The following is a 21,707-nucleotide window of genomic DNA, read 5'->3' on the forward strand; positions in this document are numbered from 1 at the left end:
AGGCACATGGACGGCGAGGCAGGGAACTCGGCCAGCGCCAAGGCCGACGCCACCTCGACGACCCTGGCCACCAGATCATCCGGCCATACAGACCCGCCGGCCGCACACCCCTCAGCCGCACACCGCTCGCCCGACGGAGACGACGGAGACGACGAGGACGGCGGGGACGGCGAGGTGAAAGTCGGCGAACTCGAGGCGGACGGGTCCGGCACCGAGGAACCCGAATCCGGAGGAGCAGCGCAACCCGAACCGGGGAACTCCACCACCGGCGCCCCCGACTCTGCCGGGCCGGGACGTGGCGGGCTCCCGAACGACAGGCCGCGAGAGGCCGGATCCGGCCACGGGTCGGTCATCGGCGGATAGCTCGACGCCGGAAAGCTCAACGCCGAACTGCCGTCGGACGACCACGACCTCGCCTGGGCGGTCACCTCGGCCCACCATTCGGGACCGCACGGCAGGTCGCCTGCACCAGAAGAAGAGGAGGGATGCGGCCCTCGCGCGCCTGCCACGCCGACCCCCTCCGTCGAATCGAAACTCTGAACGAATCATCTCACAGAGAGTAACCGCCTGACTACAGATTTCGAAAAGAGTTTCTAGCCACCGACGGAGGGCTCGTCGAAATAGGGCTCACCGGCATATTCGGGGCCAGTCCCCTCGGCCTGATCTCCCCTGCGCGCGATCACGAATGCTGCGGTCAGCAGGTCCTTGCAGTGGAAAGCCCGCGATCAAAGATGCCCGTCGTCAATGGAGCGCACGGGCGTGGAAGCGCCATTGGACGTGCACGGTTGTCGGCGACCGCCGTAAACGGGTGTGGCGGTCTCGCCCGCCGACGAGACCGCCACATCCAGGGAAAACCGGCCGCATCCACCGCTGATCAACAATGCTGCGCCGCGACCAGATAGCCGCGACCAGGTAGCGCGACCAGATATCCGGCCGCCGATCAAACAGGCCGACCGGCCACGGGCAACCCGGCCGTTGATCGACAGGCGGCTGAGACGGGACACCCGGCAGACACGCGGCCAGACCAGGCGCCCCGCTCCCTCTTAGCGGAGGGTTCCGTTGGTCATGCCCGCCGGCTCCTCCGGAGCCGCGACGAGACCGAGCTCCGCGGGAGACGCCATGAGCGGGTGGAAGGGAACGACGCGGACCGTGTAGCCGAACGCGCCGGTCCGGTCCAGGGGCAGGTCGCCTGTGTAGTAGGCCCTGCCGTCGTCGTCGACCGAGTCGGCCTTGAGGGTCACGTGGGCGGGCGAGATCAGCTCGTCATGAGGCCCGACGCGACCGTAGGCCGCCTGCACCTGGACGTCGTCGGCGGACAGCTCGCCCAGCGCGATGGTCGCGCGCAGCTCCAGCCTGGCCCCGAGTTCGGGGGTGTCCCCCACTCCCGCTGCCTCGACGTGCTCCACGCGGATCCCGGGCCACGCCTGGGTGACCCTCAGCTTCCACGCGGCGAACTGGCGGGCGTTCGCGTAGCCGTCCACCGTGAGCGCGCGGGCCGAACTCGCGGCCGGCGTGTACAGGCCCTCGACGTAGTCGCGGAGCATCCGGCCTGCGAGCACCTTGGGCCCGAGCGAGCTGAGCGTGTGCTTGACCATCTCCAGCCAGCGCCGGGGCAGCCCGTCGGCCGCGCGGTCGTAGAAGCGGTCGGCGACCTCACGCTCGATGAGGTCGTACAGGGCGGCCGCCTCCAGCTCGTCGCGGCGCTCGGGGTCGGTGACGCCGTCGGCGCTGGGGATGGCCCATCCGTTGTTGCCGTCGAACCACTCGTCCCACCAGCCGTCGAGGATCGACAGGTTGAGACCGCCGTTCAGCGCGGCCTTCATCCCCGATGTGCCGCACGCCTCCAGCGGCCGCAGCGGGTTGTTCATCCACACGTCGGAGCCGGTGACCATGAGCCGCCCGAGGGCCATGTCGTAGTCGGGCAGGAAGACGATGCGGTGCCGCACGTCCTCCTGGTCGGCGAAGCGGACCATCTGCTGGATGAACTTCTTGCCGCCCTCGTCGGCCGGGTGCGCCTTGCCCGCGATCACGATCTGGACCGGCTTGTCGGGGTCGAGGAGCAGGCTCTTCAGCCGCTTCGGGTCGGACAACATCAGCGTGAGCCGCTTGTAGGACGGCACCCGCCGGGCGAACCCGATGGTCAGGACGTCGGGGTCGAGGGCCTCGTCGACCCAGCCCAGCTCCGCCTCCGCCGCTCCACGCTGCCGCCAGGACCGTCTGATGCGCTTGCGGGCCTCGGTCACCAGGTGCGCCCTGAGCCCGCCCCTGATGGACCAGATGTCGGCGTCGGAGAGCTTCCGTACGGCGTCCCAGCCCTGGGACATGTCGGTCAGGGAGGCCAGTTCGTCGCCCGCCTGCTCCATGACCTCACGGCCGACCCAGCTCGGGGCGTGGACGCCGTTGGTGATCGACCCGATCGGCACCTCCTCGACGTCGAAGCCCGGCCAGAGCCCCTTGAACATCTCCCGGCTGACCTCGCCGTGCAGTTCGGAGACGCCGTTGACCCGCTGGGCGAGCCGCATGCCCATGACCGCCATGTTGAAGACGGCCGGATCGGCGTCGGGGCCGTCGGGCTCGGCTCCGAGTGCGAGGATGCGGTCGACGCTCACCGTCGGCCACGCGTTGGCGCCGCCGAACTGCCTGGCGATCATCTCGGCGGGGAACCTGTCGATCCCCGCGGGGACCGGGGTGTGCGTGGTGAACACGGTGCCGGCCCTGACCGCCTCGAGGGCCTCGTCGAAGGACAGGCGCGCCTCGGTGAGCTCACGGATGCGCTCGAGGCCGAGGAAGCCCGCGTGGCCCTCGTTGGTGTGGAACACCTCGGGCTCGGGGTGGCCGGTGATTCGGCAGTAGGCCCGGATCGCCCGCACGCCGCCGATGCCGAGCAGCAACTCTTGGACGAGCCTGTGGTCGGTCCCGCCGCCGTAGAGACGGTCGGTCACGTCCCTGGCGGCCGAGTCGTTGTCGGCGATGTCGGAGTCGAGCAGCAGCAGCGGCACCCGGCCCACCTGGGCGATCCAGATCTGGGCGTGCAGGGTGCGGGAGCCGGGCAGGCTGATCCGGACTCGCGCGGGGGCGCCGTCCTCCTCCTTCAGGAGGGTGAGCGGGAGGCCGCCGGGGTCGAGGGACGGGTAGTGCTCCTGCTGCCATCCCTCGGGTGAGAGCGACTGCGAGAAGTAGCCGTGGCGGTACAGCAGGCCGACGCCGAGGATCGGCACGCCGAGGTCGCTCGCCGCCTTGAGGTGGTCGCCCGCCAGGATGCCCAGGCCGCCCGAGTACTGGGGCAGGGCCGCGGCGATGCCGTACTCGGGGGAGAAGTAGCCGATGGCGGCGGGCCCGCCGTCCTGCGACTGGTACCACCGGGGAGCGGTCATGTACTCGCGGAGATCGTCGGCGGCGTCGGCCAGCCGGCGCAGGAAGCGCCGGTCCTGGGCGAGCTCGCGCAGCCGGTCGGCCTCCACGGCGCCGAGAAGGGCGACGGGGTCGTGGTCGACCCGCTCCCAAACCTCGGGGTCCACCTCGGCGAACAGGTCCATGGTCTCCGGGTGCCATGACCAGCGGAGATTCCGGACCAGCTCGCCCAGCGGCTCGAGCTGCGAGGGAAGGACGGTGCGGACGGTGAACCTGCGGATAGCTCTCACGGGGCCAGACCCTAGTTACTCAGCGCCACGACGCGCGACCGAAACACTCTGTCGGATGCCGGGGATGTCCGCGGTGGCGACACTTCCCTGGATTTCTTGCATAAGCGCTCTCACCACCAACAAACCGGCTCAAACCTCACAAAACTACACTGGCTCGGGTGAGTCTCACCGGCGATGCTACGACCGCCCGAGTGTGCTCGCTCACCACAGAGCGGCCGGTCGAACACACCACGCAGTCTTTTCGCCGGCAGGGGTAAGAGGGGACTATTGGGGCAACCCCTCTATGGAGCGATGTTCCCCGTGACGGGCTCCTCGACGCGCCGACTCCGGACGGCGCGAGTGCTCGACGGCACGACCAGCAGGACACCCAGCAAGACACGCAGCAGGACACGGCACCATCCCGGCACCACCTGAGAACGATCTGGCGCGGCCAGTCCAGGCCACGTCAGGTGAACGCTCGGGCAACCCCGGAAATCGACCTGATTGACCCATTAAGAAGATCTTGAAAATCCGACGGCACCGGGCGTGCCGTCGCTAACGTGAGTGACGATGATCGGAAGAATCCCAATCCAGGACATCCAGCCCGTCGTCGACTGCGGACGCCGGTCCGCGAAAGCGGCCGCGGGTGAGACCTTCGAGATCAGCGCCACCGTGTTCCGCGAGGGACACGACGCCGTGGCCGCCGGGGTCGTGCTGATCGACCCGAGCGGGGCGTCGAAGCGGCTGCTGCGCATGCGGGAGGTCGCTCCGGGCACCGACAGGTGGAGCGCGGAGGTGACGCTGCCGGCCGAGGGCCTGTGGCAGTTCCGCGTCGAGGCGTGGAGTGATCCCATTGCCACGTGGACGCACGACGCGGAGATCAAGATCCCGCGCGGCCTGGACGCCGACCTCATGTGCGAGGAGGGCGCCCGGCTCTTCGAGCGCGCGGCGAGAGCCGTACGCGCATCGGACTGCAAGGACGATCCCGCGGACGACTCCTGCGGGCATCGGACGGCGATGCTGGCGATCGCCGAGCGCCTGCGGGACGACCGCGTCGATCCGCGTGCGCGCTTCACCGTGGCGCAGTTGCCCGAGACGGCCGCGCTGGTCGCCGCGCACCCGCTGCGTGATCTGGTCACGCGGTCCGGCAGGTGCCGGGTGCAGGTGGACAGGCGGCGGGCGCTGTTCGGGTCCTGGTACGAGTTCTTCCCCCGCTCCGAGGGAGCCGTGGTCGAGGAGGACGTCGCCCCCAAATCAGGGAATTTCCGTACCGCGGCGAAACGGCTGCCCGCGGTCGCCCAGATGGGGTTCGACATCGTCTATCTGCCGCCGATCCACCCGATCGGCACACAGTTCCGCAAGGGGCGCAACAACACCCTCACCCCGGAGCAGTACGACCCCGGCTCGCCCTGGGCGATCGGCTCCGAGGACGGCGGGCACGACGCGATCCACCCGGATCTCGGGACGTTCGAGGACTTCGACGCCTTCGTGGCCAGGGCGCGGGATTTGGGCATGGAGATCGCCCTCGACCTGGCGCTGCAGTGCTCCCCCGACCACCCGTGGGTCAAGGAGCATCCCGAATGGTTCAACATCCGGGCCGACGGGACGATCGCGTACGCCGAGAACCCGCCCAAGAAGTACCAGGACATCTATCCGCTCAACTTCGACAAGGACCCCGAGGGCATCTACGCCGAGATCAAGCGGGTGGTCCGGCTCTGGATGGACCACGGCGTGCGGATCTTCCGCGTGGACAACCCGCACACCAAGCCGGTGAGCTTCTGGGAACGGCTGCTGGCCGACATCAACACCACCGACCCCGACGTGCTCTTCCTGGCGGAGGCGTTCACCCGGCCGGCGATGCTGCAGACGCTCGCCAAGATCGGGTTCCACCAGTCGTACACCTATTTCACGTGGAAGAACTCCAGAAGCGACGTGGAGGAGTATCTCGGGGAGCTCGCCCACGAGACCTCGCACTTCCTGCGTCCGAACCTGTTCGTCAACACGCCGGACATCCTGCACGAGTACCTGCAGCACGGAGGGGTGCCCGCCTTCAAGATCAGAGCGGTGCTCGGTGCGCTGATGGCCCCGACCTGGGGTGTCTACTCCGGCTACGAACTGGCCGAGAACGTCCCGGTACGGCCTGGCAGCGAGGAATACCTGGATAGCGAGAAATATCAGTACAGGGTGCGCGACTGGGCGGCGGCCGAGCGAGCGGGACGGAGTCTCGCCCCATTCATCACGCAGCTCAATTTGTTGCGAAGAGCTCACCCGGCACTCCAGGAATTGCGTAACCTACGGTTTCACAGCGTCGACCAGCCGGATCTGATCTGCTTCTCCAAGCGACTGCCCGGCGCCTACGACACGGCCACACGACGGCACGGCATAGGCGATGTGGTACTGGCCGTTGTGAATCTGGATCCGTACAACACCCATGAGGCGACCGTCCGGCTGGACATGCCCGCGCTCGGTCTCGACTGGCAGGACCAGTTCGTCGTGCATGATGAACTGTCGGGCGAGTCGTACCAGTGGGGGCAGGCCGACTACGTGCGTCTCGACCCGCATGTAAATCCCGCACACGTCTTCACGCTCCGCCACGGGTCAGTGCTCCGCCCGTGAGCGTGGCCCTGCACATCCGGGGAGTCCACAGGTGAGCTCGACACCTCAGCCCAGCCAGCACCAGCCCATCCCGAACACCTTCACGCACGAGAAGCCGCGGGATCAGTACTGGTACAAACGGGCTGTCTTCTACGAGGTGCTTATCCGCGGCTTCGCGGACTCGAACGGCGACGGCACCGGCGACATCCGGGGGCTGATCGACAAGCTCGACTACATCCAGTGGCTCGGCGTCGACTGCCTGTGGCTCCTCCCGCTGTACGAGTCGCCGCTCCGCGACGGCGGATACGACATCGCCGACTTCATGAAGATCCTTCCTGACTTCGGCGACCTGGGCGACTTCGTCAAGCTGGTCGACGAGGCGCACAAGCGCGGCATCCGAGTGATCGCCGACCTCGTCATGAACCACACCAGCGACCAGCACCCGTGGTTCCAGGCGTCCCGCCAGGATCCCGAGGGACCGTACGGCGACTTCTACGTCTGGAGCGACACCGACGAGAAGTACCAGGACGCCCGGATCATCTTCATCGACACCGAGTCGTCCAACTGGAGCTACGACCCGGTGCGGCAGCAGTACTACTGGCACCGCTTCTTCCACCACCAGCCGGACCTCAACTACGAGAACCCCGCGGTGCAGGAGGCCATGCTGGAGGTGCTGCGGTTCTGGCTGGACCTCGGCATCGACGGGTTCCGGATGGACGCCATCCCCTACCTGTTCGAACAGGAGGGGACCAACTGCGAGAACCTGCCGGAGACTCACGCGTACCTGAAGCGGGTCCGCGCGGAGATCGACAGGCTCTACCCCGACCGGGTCCTGCTGGCCGAGGCCAACCAGTGGCCGGCCGACGTGGTGGAGTACTTCGGCGACCCGGTCAGCGGCGGCGACGAGTGCCACATGGCCTTCCACTTCCCGCTCATGCCCCGCATCTTCATGGCGGTCAGGCGCGAGTCCCGCTACCCGATCTCGGAGATCCTGGCCCAGACGCCGAAGATCCCCGAGAACTGCCAGTGGGGCATCTTCCTCAGGAACCACGACGAGCTCACGCTCGAGATGGTCACCGACGAAGAGCGCGACTACATGTACTCGGAGTACGCCAAGGACCCGCGCATGCGGGCGAACGTGGGCATCCGCCGCCGCCTGGCGCCGCTGCTGGACAACGACCGCAACCAGATCGAGCTGTTCACCGCCCTGCTGCTGAGCCTGCCCGGCTCCCCCGTGCTCTACTACGGCGACGAGATCGGCATGGGCGACAACATCTGGCTGGGCGACCGCGACGGCGTCCGCACGCCGATGCAGTGGACCCCCGACCGCAACGCGGGCTTCTCCGACTGCGACCCCGGCCGTCTCTACCTGCCGGTCATCATGGACCCGATCTACGGGTACCAGGCCATCAACGTCGAGGCCCAGCAGAAGAGCTCCAGCTCGCTGCTCCACTTCACCAAGCGCATGATCGAGATCCGCAAGCGTCACCCGGTGTTCGGCCTGGGCGACTTCACCGAGCTCAACTCGTCCAACCCGAGCGTGCTGGCGTTCGTCCGGGAGTTCGGGGACGACCGCGTCCTGTGCGTCAACAACCTCTCGCGCTTCCCGCAGCCGGTGGAACTCGACCTGCGCAGGTTCGAGGGATCGATGCCCGTCGAGTGCATGGGCGGAGTTCCTTTCCCGCCGATTGGCGAGCTTCCGTATCTTTTGACGCTTCCGGGGCATGGGTTCTACTGGTTCACACTGCCCGTGCCATCGAGGGCGGTCGGCGCGAAGGAGGAGTGACGACTTCACTTCAGGAGCTTCTGGCCGGCTGGATCACCGGACAGCGGTGGTTCGCCGGCAAGGGGCGCGCGATCGATGACCTGTCCGTCGACACCCTGACCGAGCTGGATCCGGGCGACCCGACGCTGGTCCACGCCATCGTGTCCGTACGGCAGGGCGAGCGGACCACGCGGTACCAGATCCCGCTCGGCCTGCGGGCACGCATGCCGGACCGGCTCAAACACGTCCTGATCGGCTGGTGCGACTGGCGCGGTCGCCGCCTGTGCGCCTACGACGCGGCGCACGACGCGACGCTGACGTCCCGGCTGCTGAACGGCATGGACTCCGGGCTGCGGGTGCCGCGGCTCGGATTCCACCGGGTGGCGGGCACCACGATCGACACCTCGCAGCGCAGCCTCGTGCTGACCGCCGAGCAGTCGAACACGTCGCTGGTCTTCGGCGACATGTACATCCTCAAGCTGTTCCGCCAGCTCACGCCCGGCCTCAATCCCGAACTCGAGGTGATCACGGCGCTCGCCGGCGCCGGATCGGCCCACGTCGCCAGGCCGTACGGCTGGATCGAGACGGAGCTGGACGGCGAGACGACGACCCTGGCGATCATGCAGGAGTACCTGTCGAACGCCAACGAGGGCTGGACGATGGCGCTGACCAGCGTCCGCGATCTCTACGCCACCCCGCCGGGCATGCCGGCGGAGGACGCGGGCGGCGACTTCGCCGCGGAGGCGTTCCGCCTCGGTACGGCGACGGCCGAGGTCCACGCCGAACTGGCCGAGGCCTTTCCCACGGGAGTGATCGAACCTCCCGAGATCAAACGGATGACCGAGCGCTTCCGGCGGCGCCTGGAGAAGGCCGTCGCCGAGGTCCCCGCCCTCGCGGCGCACGCGGGCGTGGCCCATGAGGCGTTCGACCGGCTGGCCGACCTCGACCACGACATACCGGTCCAGCGGGTGCACGGCGACTATCACCTCGGCCAGGTCATGCGCACCCCGGCCGACTGGGTGGTGCTCGACTTCGAGGGCGAGCCCGGCCAGCCTCTCGCGGACCGCCGGGCTCTGGATTCGCCCCTGCGCGACGTGGCGGGCATGTTGCGCTCGTTCGAATACGCGGCCAGGCACCTGCTGGCGGGTCACCCTCGGGCGGAGTCGCTGGACAGGCGCGCCCAGGAATGGGCGGAACGCAACCGGGCGGCGTTCCTCGCGGGCTACTCGGCGGCCGGCGGCGCGATCCGCGGCCACGACGCGGTCTTCCTGCGGGCGCTCGAGCTGACCAAGGCCGTTTACGAGGTCGTGTACGAGGCCCGTAACCGCCCCACGTGGCTGCCCATCCCCCTGTCCGCCTTCGGCTGAGGTCTCCACCGGCCTGTGTCGATCTACTGATTTGTTGGGACCTCGGATGGTTCTAGGGCAGGGTGAAGAAATGGACTTGGACCGGCTGGCAGGCGGGGCGCACCACGACCCCCACTCGATCCTCGGCGCGCACCTCGAACGGGACGGCGTGACGATCCGGGCCCTGCGGCCCTTCGCCGAGAAGGTCGAGGCGCTGATCGACGGCCGGCCGTACGAACTGAGTCACACGAGCTTCGGAGTCTTCGAGACGGCCCTCCCGGGCGTGGACAAGATCCCCGACTACCGGCTGCGTGTCACGTATCCGGGTGGCGAGCCGTACGAGACGGGTGACCCGTACCGCCACTGGCCGACCCTGGGCGAGATCGACCTGCACCTCATCGGCGAGGGACGCCATGAGCGTCTGTGGGAGGTGCTCGGCGCGCGCGTCCTGCGCCACGAGGACACCGACGGCACGGCGTTCGCCGTCTGGGCGCCCAATGCCCAGGGCGTGCGGGTGATCGGCGACTTCAACCACTGGAACGGCGGCGGGCACCCGATGCGCTCGCTCGGCCGTTCGGGCGTGTGGGAGCTGTTCATCCCCGACATCGGGGCGGGCACCCGGTACAAGTTCCAGATCCTCGGCCTCGACGGCGTATGGCGGGAGAAGGCCGACCCCATGGCCCGCCGCACCGAGGTGCCCCCGGCGACCGCCTCGATCGTCGAGCAGGCCGAGTACGTCTGGCGCGACGAGGAGTGGCTGGCCGCCCGGGCGGGCCGCGACGCCCTGACCACGCCGATGAGCACCTACGAGGTCCACCTCGGCTCGTGGCGTCCGGGGCTGTCGTACCGCGACCTGGCCGCCGAACTGGTCTCCTACGTGAAGGACATGGGCTTCACCCACGTGGAGTTCCTGCCCGTGGCCGAGCACCCGTTCGGGGGGTCGTGGGGCTACCAGGTGACGTCCTACTACGCCCCCACGTCCCGGTGCGGCTCGCCCGACGACTTCCGTCACCTGGTCGACGAACTGCACCAGGCGGGCATCGGCGTGATCGTCGACTGGGTGCCCGCGCACTTCCCCATGGACGAGTGGGCGCTCGCGCGTTTCGACGGCACGCCGCTCTACGAACACGCCGACCCGGCGCGCGGCGAGCACCCCGACTGGGGGACGTACGTCTTCGACTTCGGCCGCCGCGAGGTGCGCAACTTCCTGGTCGCCAACGCCGTGTTCTGGCTGAAGGAGTTCCACGTCGACGGCCTCCGCGTGGACGCCGTGGCCTCGATGCTCTACCTGGACTACTCGCGCCGCGAGGGCGAGTGGACGCCGAACATCCACGGCGGCAGGGAGAACCTCGACGCGATCGAGTTCCTCAAGGAGATGAACTCCGTCTGCTACCGCGAGGTGCCGGGGATCGTGACGATCGCCGAGGAGTCGACGGCCTGGCCGGGGGTGTCGCGGCCCGTCCACCTCGGCGGGCTGGGCTTCGGCTTCAAGTGGAACATGGGCTGGATGCACGACACGCTCGGCTACCTCGCGCGTGAGCCGATCTTCCGGCAGTACCACCACCACCAGATGACGTTCTCCCTCATGTACGCGTTCTCCGAGAACTTCGTGCTGCCCCTGTCGCACGACGAGGTCGTGCACCTGAAGGGGTCGCTGCTGGGCAAGATGCCCGGCGACGAGTGGCAGCGTTTCGCCAACCTCCGTACGCTGTACGCGTTCATGTGGGCGCACCCCGGCAAGCAACTGCTGTTCATGGGCGGCGAGTTCGGCCAGGGCGCCGAGTGGTCGGAGTCCAAGGGCCTCGACTGGTGGGTGCTCGACTTCGACTTCCACAAGGGCGTGCAGCGTCTGGTCCGCGACCTGAACCGGGTCTACCGGGAGACGCCGGCGCTGTTCACCCAGGATGCCACGCCGGACGGCTTCCGCTGGATCGACGCCGACGACGCCTCGGGCAACGTCTTCTCCTTCCTGCGGTACGGCACGGACGGCTCGATCCTGGCCTGCGTCGCGAACTTCTCCGGCGGGACGCACGACAACTACCACCTCGGCCTTCCGGTGGGCGGCCGGTGGGAGGAGATCGTCAACACCGACGCCTACGAGTACGCGGGAAGCGGGGTCGGCAACCTCGGTTCCGTGGAGGCGGTGGACGCGCCTCACCACGGCCTGCCGTGCTCCGCTCGCCTGCGCGTCCCCCCACTGGGAGCCGTGTGGCTGCGCAAGCCACCCCCGTCCGCGTGACCCCCTCCGCGCGCGACCCCTTCCGCGTGCGACCCCTTCCGCGCTCGACCCCTTCCGCGCTCGACCCCTTCCGCGTGATCATGCACACCTTCGGGTGCGGGTACGGCGACCAGCCCCAACCCTCGCCGTGATCATGCACACTTTCGGGCGCTTGCCGCCTGACCGGCGCAAACCCCGTGCGTGATCATGCACGGACTCGGCGATCGGTGGCCTGACGTGCGGCTTCGCCGTACGTGATCATGCAGGGCGGCACCAGATGCATGATCACGGAGCGCATAACGCCAGATGGGACGGGGCTCGGCCGAATCCGCGCATGATCACGAATCGCATAAGGCCAGGCAGGGCGGGATCCAGCCGAACCTGTGCATGATCACGCGGGTGATGTGCCCAGCTTGGGCCATTGATCCGCGAGTCTATGCATGATCACCCCAAACATGGGGTGAATCGGCCGGGCCGTGACGACACGACCGTCGCCTATGGTGACATTTATGGACGCGACACAGGCCATCATGGAGACCGTCGACAGGCTTCGGCAACGCCGTACCGCGGCACTCGTGCTGGAGCTCGATCTCACCGAGGGGCTGTCCGAGGGACCGCCCTCCGACCCGCTCGGAGCCCTGCTGTCCATGCGCAGGCCCCGGCTCACCGACGTGTTGGCGGGCCTGCGGCGCGCCCGCACCGACTCCCGGGTCAAGGGGCTGATCGTGAAGATCGGCGGCAACCCCATCGGCCTCGGCATGGTCCAGGAGCTGCGCACCGCCGTACTGAAGCTCCGGGCCGCGGGGAAGCGGACCGTCGCGTTCGCGGAGACGTTCGGCGAGTTCGGCGCCGGGACCGTTCCTTATTACCTGGCCAGCGCGTTCGAGAAGGTCTACCTCCAGCCGTCCGGCGACGTCGGCCTCACCGGCATCACGCTCGAGCAGCGCTTCGTACGGGACGCGCTAGCCAAGGTGGGGGTGGAGTACCAGCTCGGCCAGCGTCATGAGTACAAGACCGCGGCCAACATGTTCACCCAGAACCGCATGACCGAGCCGCACCGCGAGTCCACCGCCCGCATCGCCGAGTCGGTGACCGAGCAGATCACGGCGGGCATCGCCGAGGCACGCTCGCTCGAACCCCGGCGGGTGCGCGAGCTCATCGACCAGGGGCCGTTCCTGGGGCCGGAGGCGGTGGAGGCGGGCCTGGTCGACGCTCTCAAGTACCGCGACGAGGTGTACGCCGAGGCGGTGGAGGACGGCACCCACCTGATGTACGTGTCGCGGTACGCCAAGTCGGCGCTGGCCAAGCGGCTCCCCCACCCCGGCGAGCCGGTGATCGCGCTGGTCCACGGCACCGGCGCCATCCGGCTCGGCCGCAGCGGCCGCTCTCCGCTCGGCGGCGGGGGCGCCATGGGCTCCGACACGATCTGCGCGGCGCTCCGCTCCGCCCGCAAGGACGACAAGGTCAGGGCCATCGTGTTCCGCGTGGACAGCCCGGGCGGGTCGTACGTCGCCTCGGACGCGATCTGGCGCGAGGTCGTGCTGGCCCGCGAGGCCGGCAAGCCGGTGATCATCTCGATGGGCGACCTCGCCGCGTCCGGCGGGTACTTCGTCGCGATGGGCGCCGACGTCATCGTCGCGCAGCCGGGCACGCTGACCGGCTCGATCGGCGTGTTCGGCGGCAAGCCGGTCGTCGGCGAGCTGCTGGGCAGGCTCGGCGTGGTCACCGAGGCGGTCTCCGAGGGCGCCAACGCCGGCATGTTCTCCCCCGTACGTGAGTTCTCCGACGACCAGTGGGCCAGGGTCAACAGCTGGCTGGACCGGATCTACGACGACTTCGTCGGCAAGGTGGCGCAGGGACGCGGCCTGACCAGGGAGCGGACGCACGAGCTTGCCAGGGGAAGGGTCTGGACGGGTGCCGACGCCCGGGAGGCGGGTCTGGTCGACGAGCTCGGCGGCGTGGAGGACGCGCTGAGCCTGGCACGCAAGAAGGCCGGGTTACCCAAGGACACCCAGGTCAGGACGTATCCGCGCATGCATCCGCTGGAGCGGCTCCGGCCGCCGGAGTCGAGCGAGGACAGGTCCGCCGCCCTCGCCAGGGTGCGTCTCGAGGCGTGGGGCCCGATGGCCAGGCTGGCCGGCGAGCTCGGCCTCCCGGCGTTCGGCCCGCTGATGCTCCCCGGGTGGTGGACGATCCGCTGAGCCGGCGTCGCGTGTCATGAAGATCGTCACCGCTCACACCGCGGACCTGGACGCCGAGACGCTGGTCGAGGCGCGAACGCTCCTCGACGACGTGTTCGACGGCGGCCTGGACGACCACGACTGGGACCACTCACTGGGCGGCGTCCACGCCCTCGTCCGGGAGGGACCGGACCTGGTCGCCCACGGGTCGGTCGTCCAGCGGCGCCTGATCCACGACGGCCGGGCGCTCCGCGTGGGATACATCGAGGCCGTCGGCGTACGCGCCGACCTGCGCAGGAACGGGTACGGCGCCGCCGTCATGACCGCGCTGGAGCGAGTGGTGCGCGGCGCGTACGAGATGGGCGCCCTGAGCAGCGCCCACGAGGCCGTCGGCTTCTACGCCGCCCGCGGGTGGCGGCTCTGGCTGGGGCGGACGTGGGCGCTCACGCCTGACGGACTCCGGCGCACGGAGGAGGACGACGACGGCGTCTACGTCCTGCCCGTAACGGTCTCGCCCGACCTGTCCGGGGATCTCACCTGCGACTGGCGGGACGGCGACGTCTGGTAGCCCGGACCGGTTCCCCTCGCCAGGGTGAAATGCCGGCCGGGCTCGCGGACATGTGCCAGGTGTCAGCTTCCGTGAGGGACGCCGTGACCCCGGCGTGCGCCCAAGGAGAGAGATGCCGCCCCCTGATGAGAAACGACGCCGTTTCGAGGCGATGTACGCGGCCAACCACGACCCCGTGCTCGGGTATGTGCTGCGCCGCACCGCCGACGCCCACGACGCCGCCGACGTCCTCGCCGAGACGTTCCTGACCGCCTGGCGGCGGCTGGACGACGTGCCGCCGGACGACCAGACCAGGCCGTGGCTGTACGGCGTGGCCCGGCGCGTGCTCGCCAACCACCGCCGGGGCGAACGACGACGCCTCGCGCTCGGCGACCGGCTCCGGGCCGACCTCGCCGACAGGCCTGCCGGAGAGGTGCCCGCGGACCTGCGCCCGATCATGGAGGCGCTGGACGGCCTGCCCGAGCGCGACCGGGAACTCCTGACGCTGGTCGGCTGGGAGGACCTGGACGCCGGGCAGATCGCCACCGTGCTCGGCTGCTCGCGCAACGCCGTACGGGTCCGGTTGCACCGCGCCCGCCGACGCTTCACCCGCGAGCTGGAACGTCGCGGTGCCCTGTTCGAAATGCCGGCGCCCCAGGTCGGGGTCACGGAGGGAGATCCCGCATGAATCCCGAACTGCTGATCAAGAAGGCCGCCCCCGTGACCGACGAGGAGGCCGCCGCAATGGTGCGCCCGCAGACCAGGGCCGATCTGGCCGATCGGATCATGGCAACGGCGCAGGACACCAGTGCGGCCGAGATCCCCCGGAAGGTGTCATCCGGACGCCGTCTGCTGCTCGGTGTCGCCGTGGTTGGCGTGACGGCCGCCGCGGCGGTCGTCGTGACGTCGTCCGCGACCCCCGGTCAGAAGGTCGGTCCCGTGCAGGTCGGGCCGCCGAGCGCCCAGGCCGCCGCCCTGTCGTTCAGCCGCGAGGGCGACTACCTGGTCGTGAAGGTGAAGGACCCGGTCGCCGACCCGGCCCGCTACCGGCGGGAGTTCGCGGCGAGGGGGCTGGACGTCGACCTCACCCTGGAGCCCTCCTCCGCGAACAGAGCCGGCTCGGTGCTCATGATGGGGGGCGACGAAGAAAGCAACGACGTACGGATGATCACGGCGGAAGGGGCCTGCGGTCCGGAGACCTGCGGCGTCGGCATCAAGATTCCCCTGACGTTCAAAGGTCATCTAAGTGTCGTCTTCGGCCGGGCAGCGCGACCGGGCGAGCAGTACAACACCGCCCCCGGAGACGTACCGGGCGAAGGCGTCGGGCTGAGCGACGTCCAGGGCAGGACCGTGGCGGACGTGCTCGCGGAGGCCGCCAGACGGCACATCACGAGGATCGAGTACCGCTACGAGGAGGACGGCTCGGACCAGCCGTACCCGAACGGCATCCCTGCCGCGGAGGTGCACGAGGACTGGTACGTCCGTGACGCGCTCGCGGGCAGCGAGGGTCAAGTGATCATCTTCGTCGGCCCCGAGCCACTGGGCTGACCGGGAGCCCTTGGGAGCCTCAGGGGCTCTCGGGGGCCTTCGGCACGGGCCGGTAGCGGCCGCGAAGCCGTACCAGCGGGGCCTTCGAGACGTCGACGTAGGCGACGGCGAGGACCTGTCCGATGAAGAGCGTGTGGTCGCCGGCCGGGACGACCCGAGTGGTCTCGACCTCGAGCGCGGTCACTCCGCCGTCGACGATCAGGGCTTCGGAGTGCTCCCCGCGATGGTGCGGGGCTCCCGCGAGGAGCAGCCGGGCGCTGGGCCGTCCGGGGGTCGCGAACCGCGACGCGATCGCCTGCTGGCCGTCGGCGAGGAGGCTGGCCGCCCACCGGTCGTCGCGGAGGAGGACCTCGGTCAGATAGCTGCTCGAGTCGAGGCTGACCAGGACGAGCGGTGGTTCGAGGGACACCGACAGGAGCGTGGCCACCGTGGTGCCGAGGTCGTCGCGGCCGTCCTTGACCGTGACCACCCCCACCCCAGCGGGCACCTGCCCCATGGCCTCGGTGAACATGCTCCCCCCTTGCCCGTGATCATGCACAGGTTCGGAGGGACCCCCTCCCACCTGCGCAACCTCGCGGCGTGATCATGCACATGTTCGCAGAAGTCCCGCCCGGCCTGCACCTTTCCCATTCGTGATCATGCACAGGTTCTGCGGCGTACGGCCTGGCCTGCGATTTCAACGTTCGTGATCATGCGCTTTCGAGTGCATGATCACGGGCGTCTTTTCCGCAGGTCAGCGGCCTTGCCCACGAATCCGCGCATGATCACGAATCGCATCGCCGCAGGCAGGGCCGCCGATTCACGAACCTGTGCATGATCACGAGCCGAGGTTGCGCAGGCAGAGCCGCACATCCGCGAACCTGTGCATGATCACACCAACAAAAAAACGCACGCGGGTCAGAGGAGGCCGTTCTGGGTCAGCCAGTCCTTGGCGACCACGGGCGGGTCGGCCTTGTCGACGGAGATCTGCTTCATCAGCGACAGCAGGGTGTCCGTGGTGAGCTTGGCCGAGACCGCGTTGAGCGTCGAGGTGACCGTGTCGTCGACTCCGGCCTTGTAGACGAGGGGCGTGACGTTGTCGGAGCCGAACGCGTTCTTCGTGTCCTGCAGCGAGACCAGGTCGTTCAGCACGATCTTGGGGTCGGTCGTGAAGACGTTGCCCACCTGGATCGTGCCGCTCTTGATCGCGTCCGCGGTGGTGTCACCGGTCGGCTTCCACTCCTTGAACTCCATGCCGTAGACGTCCTTGAAGTTCTGCTCCTGCCGCTCCTTGAACTCCGGCGGCCCGCCGACGACGAAGTTCTTGGACACCTTGGCCAGGTCCTCGATCGTGGTGAGCTTGTCCTTGGCCGCCGTGTCCTTGGTGACCGTCAGCGAGTTGTTGTCCTGAGCCTCGGAGGGGTCGAGAACACCGAGCTCGGCCGGGAGCTTCGCCTGCAGTCCGGCGACGATCTCGTCCTTGGTCTTCGCGGTGCTCGTCTTGTCGACGAAGGCCAGCAACGAACCGATGTACTCGGGCACGACCGTCAGGCCGCCGCTCTTGACCTGGTCGTAGACGACCTCACGGGTGCCGATGTTGGGCTTCTCCTCGACGGTGACGCCCTTGGCCTGCAACGCCTGCGCGTAGATCGAGCCGAGCAGGATGCTCTCGGGGAAGTTGAACGAGCCGACGACGACCTTGGCCGACGTCCCGCCCGAACTCGCCGGCGCGTTCGACGGCGTGGCGGAGGTCAGCGGATCGGAACCTCCGCACGCGGATAGGGTCAGCGCCGCGGTCACGGCGACCACGGCGGCGGTGAGGATGCGTTTCATCAAAATTCCCTTCACAATCGGGAGGTAATAGGGAGATTAGCGGACCTGTCGTACTCCCGGGGAGACGACCACCCGGTCGAGCACGGTGAAGCCCAACTGGACGGCCAGCGCAAGGAGCGCGATGAGTACCGCTCCCCCGATCACGTCTGAATATGTCTTGGTGGCCAGTCCGTCGATGATGAACCGCCCGAGCCCGCCCAGGCCGACGAAGGCGGCGACGCTTGCCGTCGAGACCACCTGGATGGCCGACAGCCGCAGGCCCAGCAGGATCAGCGGCAGCGCACTGGGGGTCAGCACCCGGAACAGTACCTGGCGCCCGCGCAGGCCCATGCCGTACGCCGCGTCGCGCAGGTCGGCGTCGACCCCCCGCACGCCCTCGTAGGTGTTGACCAGAATCGGCGGCACGGCCAGGACGACCAGGGGGATCAGGACCGGCAGCACGGTCCCCACCCCGATCAGCAGCACGACCAGCACGAGAAGTCCCAGCGTCGGCAGCGCGCGGGCGGCGTTGGCGGTGACCACGACGATGAAGCCGCCGCGACCGGTGTGGCCGATCAGCAGGCCCAGGGGGACGGCGATCAGCGCCGCGATGAGGAAGGCCGCGGCCGAGAACTCGAGGTGCTCGAGGATGCGCACGGGGATCCCGTCGGAGCCCGACCAGTTGGCCGCGGTGCCGAAGAAGTCGATCAGCCAGTTCACGCCGCACTCCTCCTCGCCCGCGACCACGGGGTGAGCAACCGCTGGGCGAGCACGAGCAGGCCGTCGGACAGTATGGCGAACAGCACGATGAGCACGATCCCCACGACGATCGGGGTGGGGAACTGCCGCTGCCACCCGTCGATGAACAGGTTGCCGAGACCGCCCTGGCCGATCAGCGCACCCACGCTGACCAGGCTGATGCTGGAGACGGTCGCCACGCGCAGGCCCCCGAGCACCACCGGGACGGCGACGGGCAACTCGACCTGGAGGAGGCGGCGCAGCGGCCGGAAGCCCATCGCCACCGCCGACTGCCGTACGTGCTCGGGCACCGAGCCCAGCCCGTCCACCACGGCGGGGATCAGGATCGCCAGCGTGAACAGGGTGAGCGGGATGATCACCGTCGACTGGGTGAGCCCGGTGAAGGACAGGAATATCGAGAACAACACCAGCGACGGCAGGGAGTAGACGACGTTCATCAACCCCGCCGTGGGCTGGTAGAGCCGGCGCCACCGCGCACACGCGACCCCGAGCGGAAGCGCGATGAGCAGCCCGAACACCACCGGCAGCAACGCCATCACGACGTGGCTCTCCAGAAGCGTTCTGATGGCCGACGGGCCGCCGTTGTCCCAGTTCCTGGCGATCCAGTCCCAGCGGACCAGCGGCTCGTCGTTCACGACTCCGCCCGCCTCGGATCGGACGCCGGGACCTCTCGGTCAGGATCCGGGACCCGCTTCTCGGGCCTCGTCCCGTGCCGGGCGAGGGCCTCGTCCAGCACGTCCCGCGTCGCCACACCGATCGCCCGGCCGTCGCCGTCCACGGCGATCGCCGTGCCGTTGGGCGAGAGCAGCGCCGCGTCCAGCGCCGCACGCAGCGAGTCCCGCTCGGGATTGAAGGTCCCGTACGGCAGGAGCCCGCCGTCCGAACGCCACCCGAGGGGGCGGGTGTCCTCGTCCAGCTCGAGATCGGCGGGAACGGAGCCCAGCCGTATTCCCGTGGCCGGCACGAACGACAGCCGCCGGATGCCGCGGTCCTTGCCGAGGAACTCGCGGACGAAGTCGTCGGCAGGCTCGCTCAGCAGCGTGGCCGGATCGGCCATCTGGGCCAGGCGGCCGCCGACGCGGAGAACGGCGACGGCGTCCCCGAGCTTGATCGCCTCATCGATGTCGTGGGTGACGAACACGATCGTCTTGTGCAGTTCCGACTGGAGGTGGAGCAACTCCTCCTGCAGGCTCGCCCTGACGATGGGGTCGACGGCGCTGAACGGCTCGTCCATGAGCAGCACGGGCGGATCCGCGGCCAGGGCGCGCGCGACGCCGACGCGCTGCTGCTGTCCGCCGGACAGCTGGAAGGGGTAGCGCCCGGCCAGCTTGGAGTCCAGCCCGACCAGTTCCAGCAGCTCCATGGCCCGTGCGCGGGCCTTCTTCTTGTCCCAGCCCAGCAGGTACGGCACGGTCGCCACGTTGTCGACGATCTTGCGATGCGGGAAGAGCCCCGCCTGCTGGATGACGTATCCGATGCCCCGGCGCAACGTCGGGGGATCGATCGCGCGGACGTCCTGGTCGTCGAGCAGGATCCGGCCCGACGTGGCGTCGATCATGCGGTTGATCATCCGCAGCGAGGTGGTCTTGCCGCATCCGGACGGTCCGACGAAGACCGTGATCGCGCCCGTGGGCGCCTGGAGGCTGAGGTCGTCAACCGCCACCGTTCCATCGGGGTAGCGCTTGGTCACGCCTTCAAATGTGATCACACGTACCTCGTCCCTCGACAGCAAGCGATCACGACAACAGACCAAGCGACATCGGTGTTCCCGAGATCGGCTCGGGCCGTCCCGGCCGCCTCATGCCGCCCGGTCCCATGACGTGCCCGTCAGCCTACGGGGCACTCGTCCGATCTGTCCTGTCCAGTCGATGATTCACCGACATGATCAATATGTGAATTCCCACACCGGAATATCTATCAATAGGGCATCTAATAGTGCGCTCACCCTCGTTGTCTTGGCATGATTACTCTCAACAATCCCTCCAGCCCCTCCACTACGAATCAGAGGAGTGCCGGTCGTGTCCTCACCGCTCACCGGTCAGCGCTCACGGAGCGAGCTGATCGCCGAGCTCTACGAGCGTCACGCCGCCGGGCTGTTCGCGTACTGCCACGACCAGCTCGGCGAGACGACGTCGGCGGGCGACGCCGTGGTCGCGGTCTTCACCGGCGTCCCGGCGGGTGAACCGCCCGCCCGTGCCGCCCTGTACGCCCTGGCTCGCCGCGAGATCTACCGCAGGGATGTCAGCTATGCCCTCCCTTCCGTCGACTCCGTCGCCGACCCCGCCACCGCGCTGATCGAGCGCGTCTTCCGTGACATCCGGCCGCACCAGCGCGAGGTGCTGCTGTTGTCGGCGGTCTGCCGGCTGAGCAGCTCCGAGATCGCCGTCGTCCTCGACGTCGCCGTCGACACCGCGCAGGAGCTCACGTTCGGGGCGCAGCGGCGCTTCGCCCAGACCCTCGAGACCGCGACGACGGCCGCCCGCTCAGCGCCGTACGTCGTCGCCGGCGTGGCGGAGGTCTACAACGCGATCGGAGTCGCACCGGTCGAGGACATCCTCGCCCGCCTGCCGTGGCGCGGCCCATCCGCCGCGGTGCGCGGCCGCGTGCTGTCCGCGCTGCTCCTCGAAGATCCAGGCGTGACCACCGGTTCCCTCAAGCTGTCCGCCAAGAAGTTGTGGCCCACGACTCCCACCTGGCCGCTGCCGCTGAGCAACCCGGACCAGGCGACGGACACCGTCCTGGTGCAGACCGACCCGGCCAAGGCGCCGCTGCCTCGCCGCAAGGCCAAGCACGAGGCCATGACCGAGCCCATGCCCAAGATGCGGGGATCGATCCTCAACGCGCTCGGCGACGGCCGTCCGGGCCGGAGGCGGGCGATCCCGGCTGCGCCGACGGCCGCCGCCGTCTCCGCCCCGGTCGCGGCTCCGACCCCGGCCCCGGCCCCGGCTCCGGCGTCACCTTCGGTTTCGTCTTCGTCTTCGTCGGAGGTCGACGCGACCTTCGACGCCTTCCGCCCCGCCGAGCCGGATCCCGCGCCGCCGGCCGCGATCTCGGCTGCGCCGCCGGTCATGCCCAAGGTCGCCGCGGCCCAGCCGGCGCCGGTCGAGGCCACCCCGCCGATTCAGCAGGAGAGCGGTCCTGCGGCGGTCCTGGAGGCTGAGACGCCGAAGCAGCCGGCGAAGATCGAGGCCCGCCCGAAGAAGCGCAAGAAGGCCAAGTCGCGTGACCGCCACTACGACTGGGTCTGGGAGCTCGTAGGCTTCCTGATCTGCCTGGCCATCGCCTTGATCGTGTTCTTCAGCGTCCCCACGATCGTCACCCCCTGACCCCACCCCTTG

At 69.0% G+C, this 21,707-nt stretch carries 15 protein-coding genes and 1 pseudogene; 10 read left to right on the forward strand and 6 right to left on the reverse strand.

What is annotated here, in order from left to right:
- A pseudogene (locus Pka01_RS38740) lies at positions 1 to 363 on the forward strand (hypothetical protein); the annotation flags it as partial.
- A 680-nt stretch (positions 364 to 1,043) separates the two neighbouring features.
- Here Pka01_RS38740 and glgP read toward each other — a convergent pair.
- Positions 1,044 to 3,641, reverse strand: a complete 2,598-nt coding sequence (gene glgP, locus Pka01_RS38745; RefSeq protein WP_203887995.1) for an alpha-glucan family phosphorylase — start codon at positions 3,639 to 3,641, stop codon at positions 1,044 to 1,046.
- A 549-nt stretch (positions 3,642 to 4,190) separates the two neighbouring features.
- On the opposite strand from glgP, the gene Pka01_RS38750 reads away from it, so the two are divergent.
- The 8 genes from Pka01_RS38750 (at position 4,191) to Pka01_RS38785 (ending at position 15,819) form a co-directional block, all read left to right on the forward strand.
- Positions 4,191 to 6,236: an alpha-1,4-glucan--maltose-1-phosphate maltosyltransferase gene (locus Pka01_RS38750; RefSeq protein ID WP_203887996.1), complete on the forward strand. Its 2,046-nt coding sequence runs from the start codon at positions 4,191 to 4,193 to the stop codon at positions 6,234 to 6,236.
- Positions 6,237 to 6,267: 31 nt separating this feature from the next.
- A complete protein-coding gene (gene treS, locus Pka01_RS38755; RefSeq protein ID WP_239116241.1) occupies positions 6,268 to 8,001 on the forward strand; it encodes a maltose alpha-D-glucosyltransferase in 1,734 nt (577 codons plus the stop codon).
- Positions 7,998 to 9,347, forward strand: a complete 1,350-nt coding sequence (locus Pka01_RS38760) for a maltokinase N-terminal cap-like domain-containing protein (RefSeq protein ID WP_203887997.1) — start codon at positions 7,998 to 8,000, stop codon at positions 9,345 to 9,347. Before treS ends, Pka01_RS38760 begins: the two co-directional genes overlap by 4 nt.
- Before the next feature lie 70 nt (positions 9,348 to 9,417).
- On the forward strand, positions 9,418 to 11,565 hold the full coding sequence (glgB, locus tag Pka01_RS38765) for a 1,4-alpha-glucan branching protein GlgB (RefSeq protein ID WP_239116250.1): 2,148 nt from the start codon (positions 9,418 to 9,420) through the stop codon (positions 11,563 to 11,565).
- A 488-nt stretch (positions 11,566 to 12,053) separates the two neighbouring features.
- Positions 12,054 to 13,745 (forward strand): signal peptide peptidase SppA, encoded by a 1,692-nt coding sequence (gene sppA / locus Pka01_RS38770; RefSeq protein ID WP_203887999.1) that lies wholly within the window; start codon positions 12,054 to 12,056, stop codon positions 13,743 to 13,745.
- Between the two features lie 16 nt (positions 13,746 to 13,761).
- On the forward strand, positions 13,762 to 14,292 hold the full coding sequence (locus tag Pka01_RS38775; RefSeq protein WP_203888000.1) for a GNAT family N-acetyltransferase: 531 nt from the start codon (positions 13,762 to 13,764) through the stop codon (positions 14,290 to 14,292).
- 112 nt (positions 14,293 to 14,404) lie between these two features.
- Entirely contained in the window at positions 14,405 to 14,959 is a 555-nt protein-coding gene (locus Pka01_RS38780) for an RNA polymerase sigma factor (RefSeq protein ID WP_203888001.1), read from the forward strand.
- A complete protein-coding gene (locus Pka01_RS38785; RefSeq protein WP_203888002.1) occupies positions 14,956 to 15,819 on the forward strand; it encodes a hypothetical protein in 864 nt (287 codons plus the stop codon). The genes Pka01_RS38780 and Pka01_RS38785 overlap by 4 nt, the downstream gene beginning before the upstream one ends.
- Positions 15,820 to 15,838: 19 nt before the next feature.
- Here the strand turns inward: Pka01_RS38785 and Pka01_RS38790 are convergent, their stop codons facing one another.
- The 5 genes from Pka01_RS38790 to Pka01_RS38810 all read right to left on the reverse strand — a co-directional run bounded on the left by Pka01_RS38790 (position 15,839) and on the right by Pka01_RS38810 (position 20,077).
- The gene (locus Pka01_RS38790; protein WP_203888003.1) at positions 15,839 to 16,330 is read right to left on the reverse strand and encodes a flavin reductase family protein; all 492 of its coding nucleotides are present in this window, start codon (positions 16,328 to 16,330) and stop codon (positions 15,839 to 15,841) included.
- Positions 16,331 to 16,716: 386 nt separating this feature from the next.
- Positions 16,717 to 17,631: an ABC transporter substrate-binding protein gene (locus tag Pka01_RS38795; protein WP_203888004.1), complete on the reverse strand. Its 915-nt coding sequence runs from the start codon at positions 17,629 to 17,631 to the stop codon at positions 16,717 to 16,719.
- Positions 17,632 to 17,667: 36 nt separating this feature from the next.
- A complete protein-coding gene (locus tag Pka01_RS38800) occupies positions 17,668 to 18,330 on the reverse strand; it encodes an ABC transporter permease (protein ID WP_203888005.1) in 663 nt (220 codons plus the stop codon).
- Positions 18,327 to 19,004: an ABC transporter permease gene (locus Pka01_RS38805; RefSeq protein WP_203888006.1), complete on the reverse strand. Its 678-nt coding sequence runs from the start codon at positions 19,002 to 19,004 to the stop codon at positions 18,327 to 18,329. The genes Pka01_RS38800 and Pka01_RS38805 overlap by 4 nt, the downstream gene beginning before the upstream one ends.
- On the reverse strand, positions 19,001 to 20,077 hold the full coding sequence (locus Pka01_RS38810) for an ABC transporter ATP-binding protein (protein WP_203888007.1): 1,077 nt from the start codon (positions 20,075 to 20,077) through the stop codon (positions 19,001 to 19,003). Before Pka01_RS38810 ends, Pka01_RS38805 begins: the two co-directional genes overlap by 4 nt.
- Positions 20,078 to 20,387: 310 nt before the next feature.
- Here Pka01_RS38810 and Pka01_RS38815 point away from each other — a divergent pair, with 310 nt between their 5' ends.
- Positions 20,388 to 21,695, forward strand: a complete 1,308-nt coding sequence (locus Pka01_RS38815) for an RNA polymerase sigma factor (protein ID WP_203888008.1) — start codon at positions 20,388 to 20,390, stop codon at positions 21,693 to 21,695.
- The last annotated feature ends 12 nt before the right edge of the window (positions 21,696 to 21,707 follow it).

The organism is Planotetraspora kaengkrachanensis, from assembly GCF_016862895.1.
Lineage (GTDB): Bacteria > Actinomycetota > Actinomycetes > Streptosporangiales > Streptosporangiaceae > Planotetraspora > Planotetraspora kaengkrachanensis.

Excerpts from the sequence above, each read along its gene's own strand:
- Pka01_RS38785 (WP_203888002.1), top strand. The coding sequence starts at position 14,956 with ATGAATCCCGAACTGCTGATCAAGAAGGCCGCCCCCGTGACCGACGAG.
- Pka01_RS38790 (WP_203888003.1), bottom strand. The coding sequence starts at position 16,330 with ATGTTCACCGAGGCCATGGGGCAGGTGCCCGCTGGGGTGGGGGTGGTC.
- glgB (WP_239116250.1), top strand. The coding sequence starts at position 9,418 with ATGGACTTGGACCGGCTGGCAGGCGGGGCGCACCACGACCCCCACTCG.
- Pka01_RS38795 (WP_203888004.1), bottom strand. The coding sequence starts at position 17,631 with ATGAAACGCATCCTCACCGCCGCCGTGGTCGCCGTGACCGCGGCGCTG.
- sppA (WP_203887999.1), top strand. The coding sequence starts at position 12,054 with ATGGACGCGACACAGGCCATCATGGAGACCGTCGACAGGCTTCGGCAA.
- Pka01_RS38750 (WP_203887996.1), top strand. The coding sequence starts at position 4,191 with ATGATCGGAAGAATCCCAATCCAGGACATCCAGCCCGTCGTCGACTGC.
- Pka01_RS38775 (WP_203888000.1), top strand. The coding sequence starts at position 13,762 with ATGAAGATCGTCACCGCTCACACCGCGGACCTGGACGCCGAGACGCTG.
- Pka01_RS38780 (WP_203888001.1), top strand. The coding sequence starts at position 14,405 with ATGCCGCCCCCTGATGAGAAACGACGCCGTTTCGAGGCGATGTACGCG.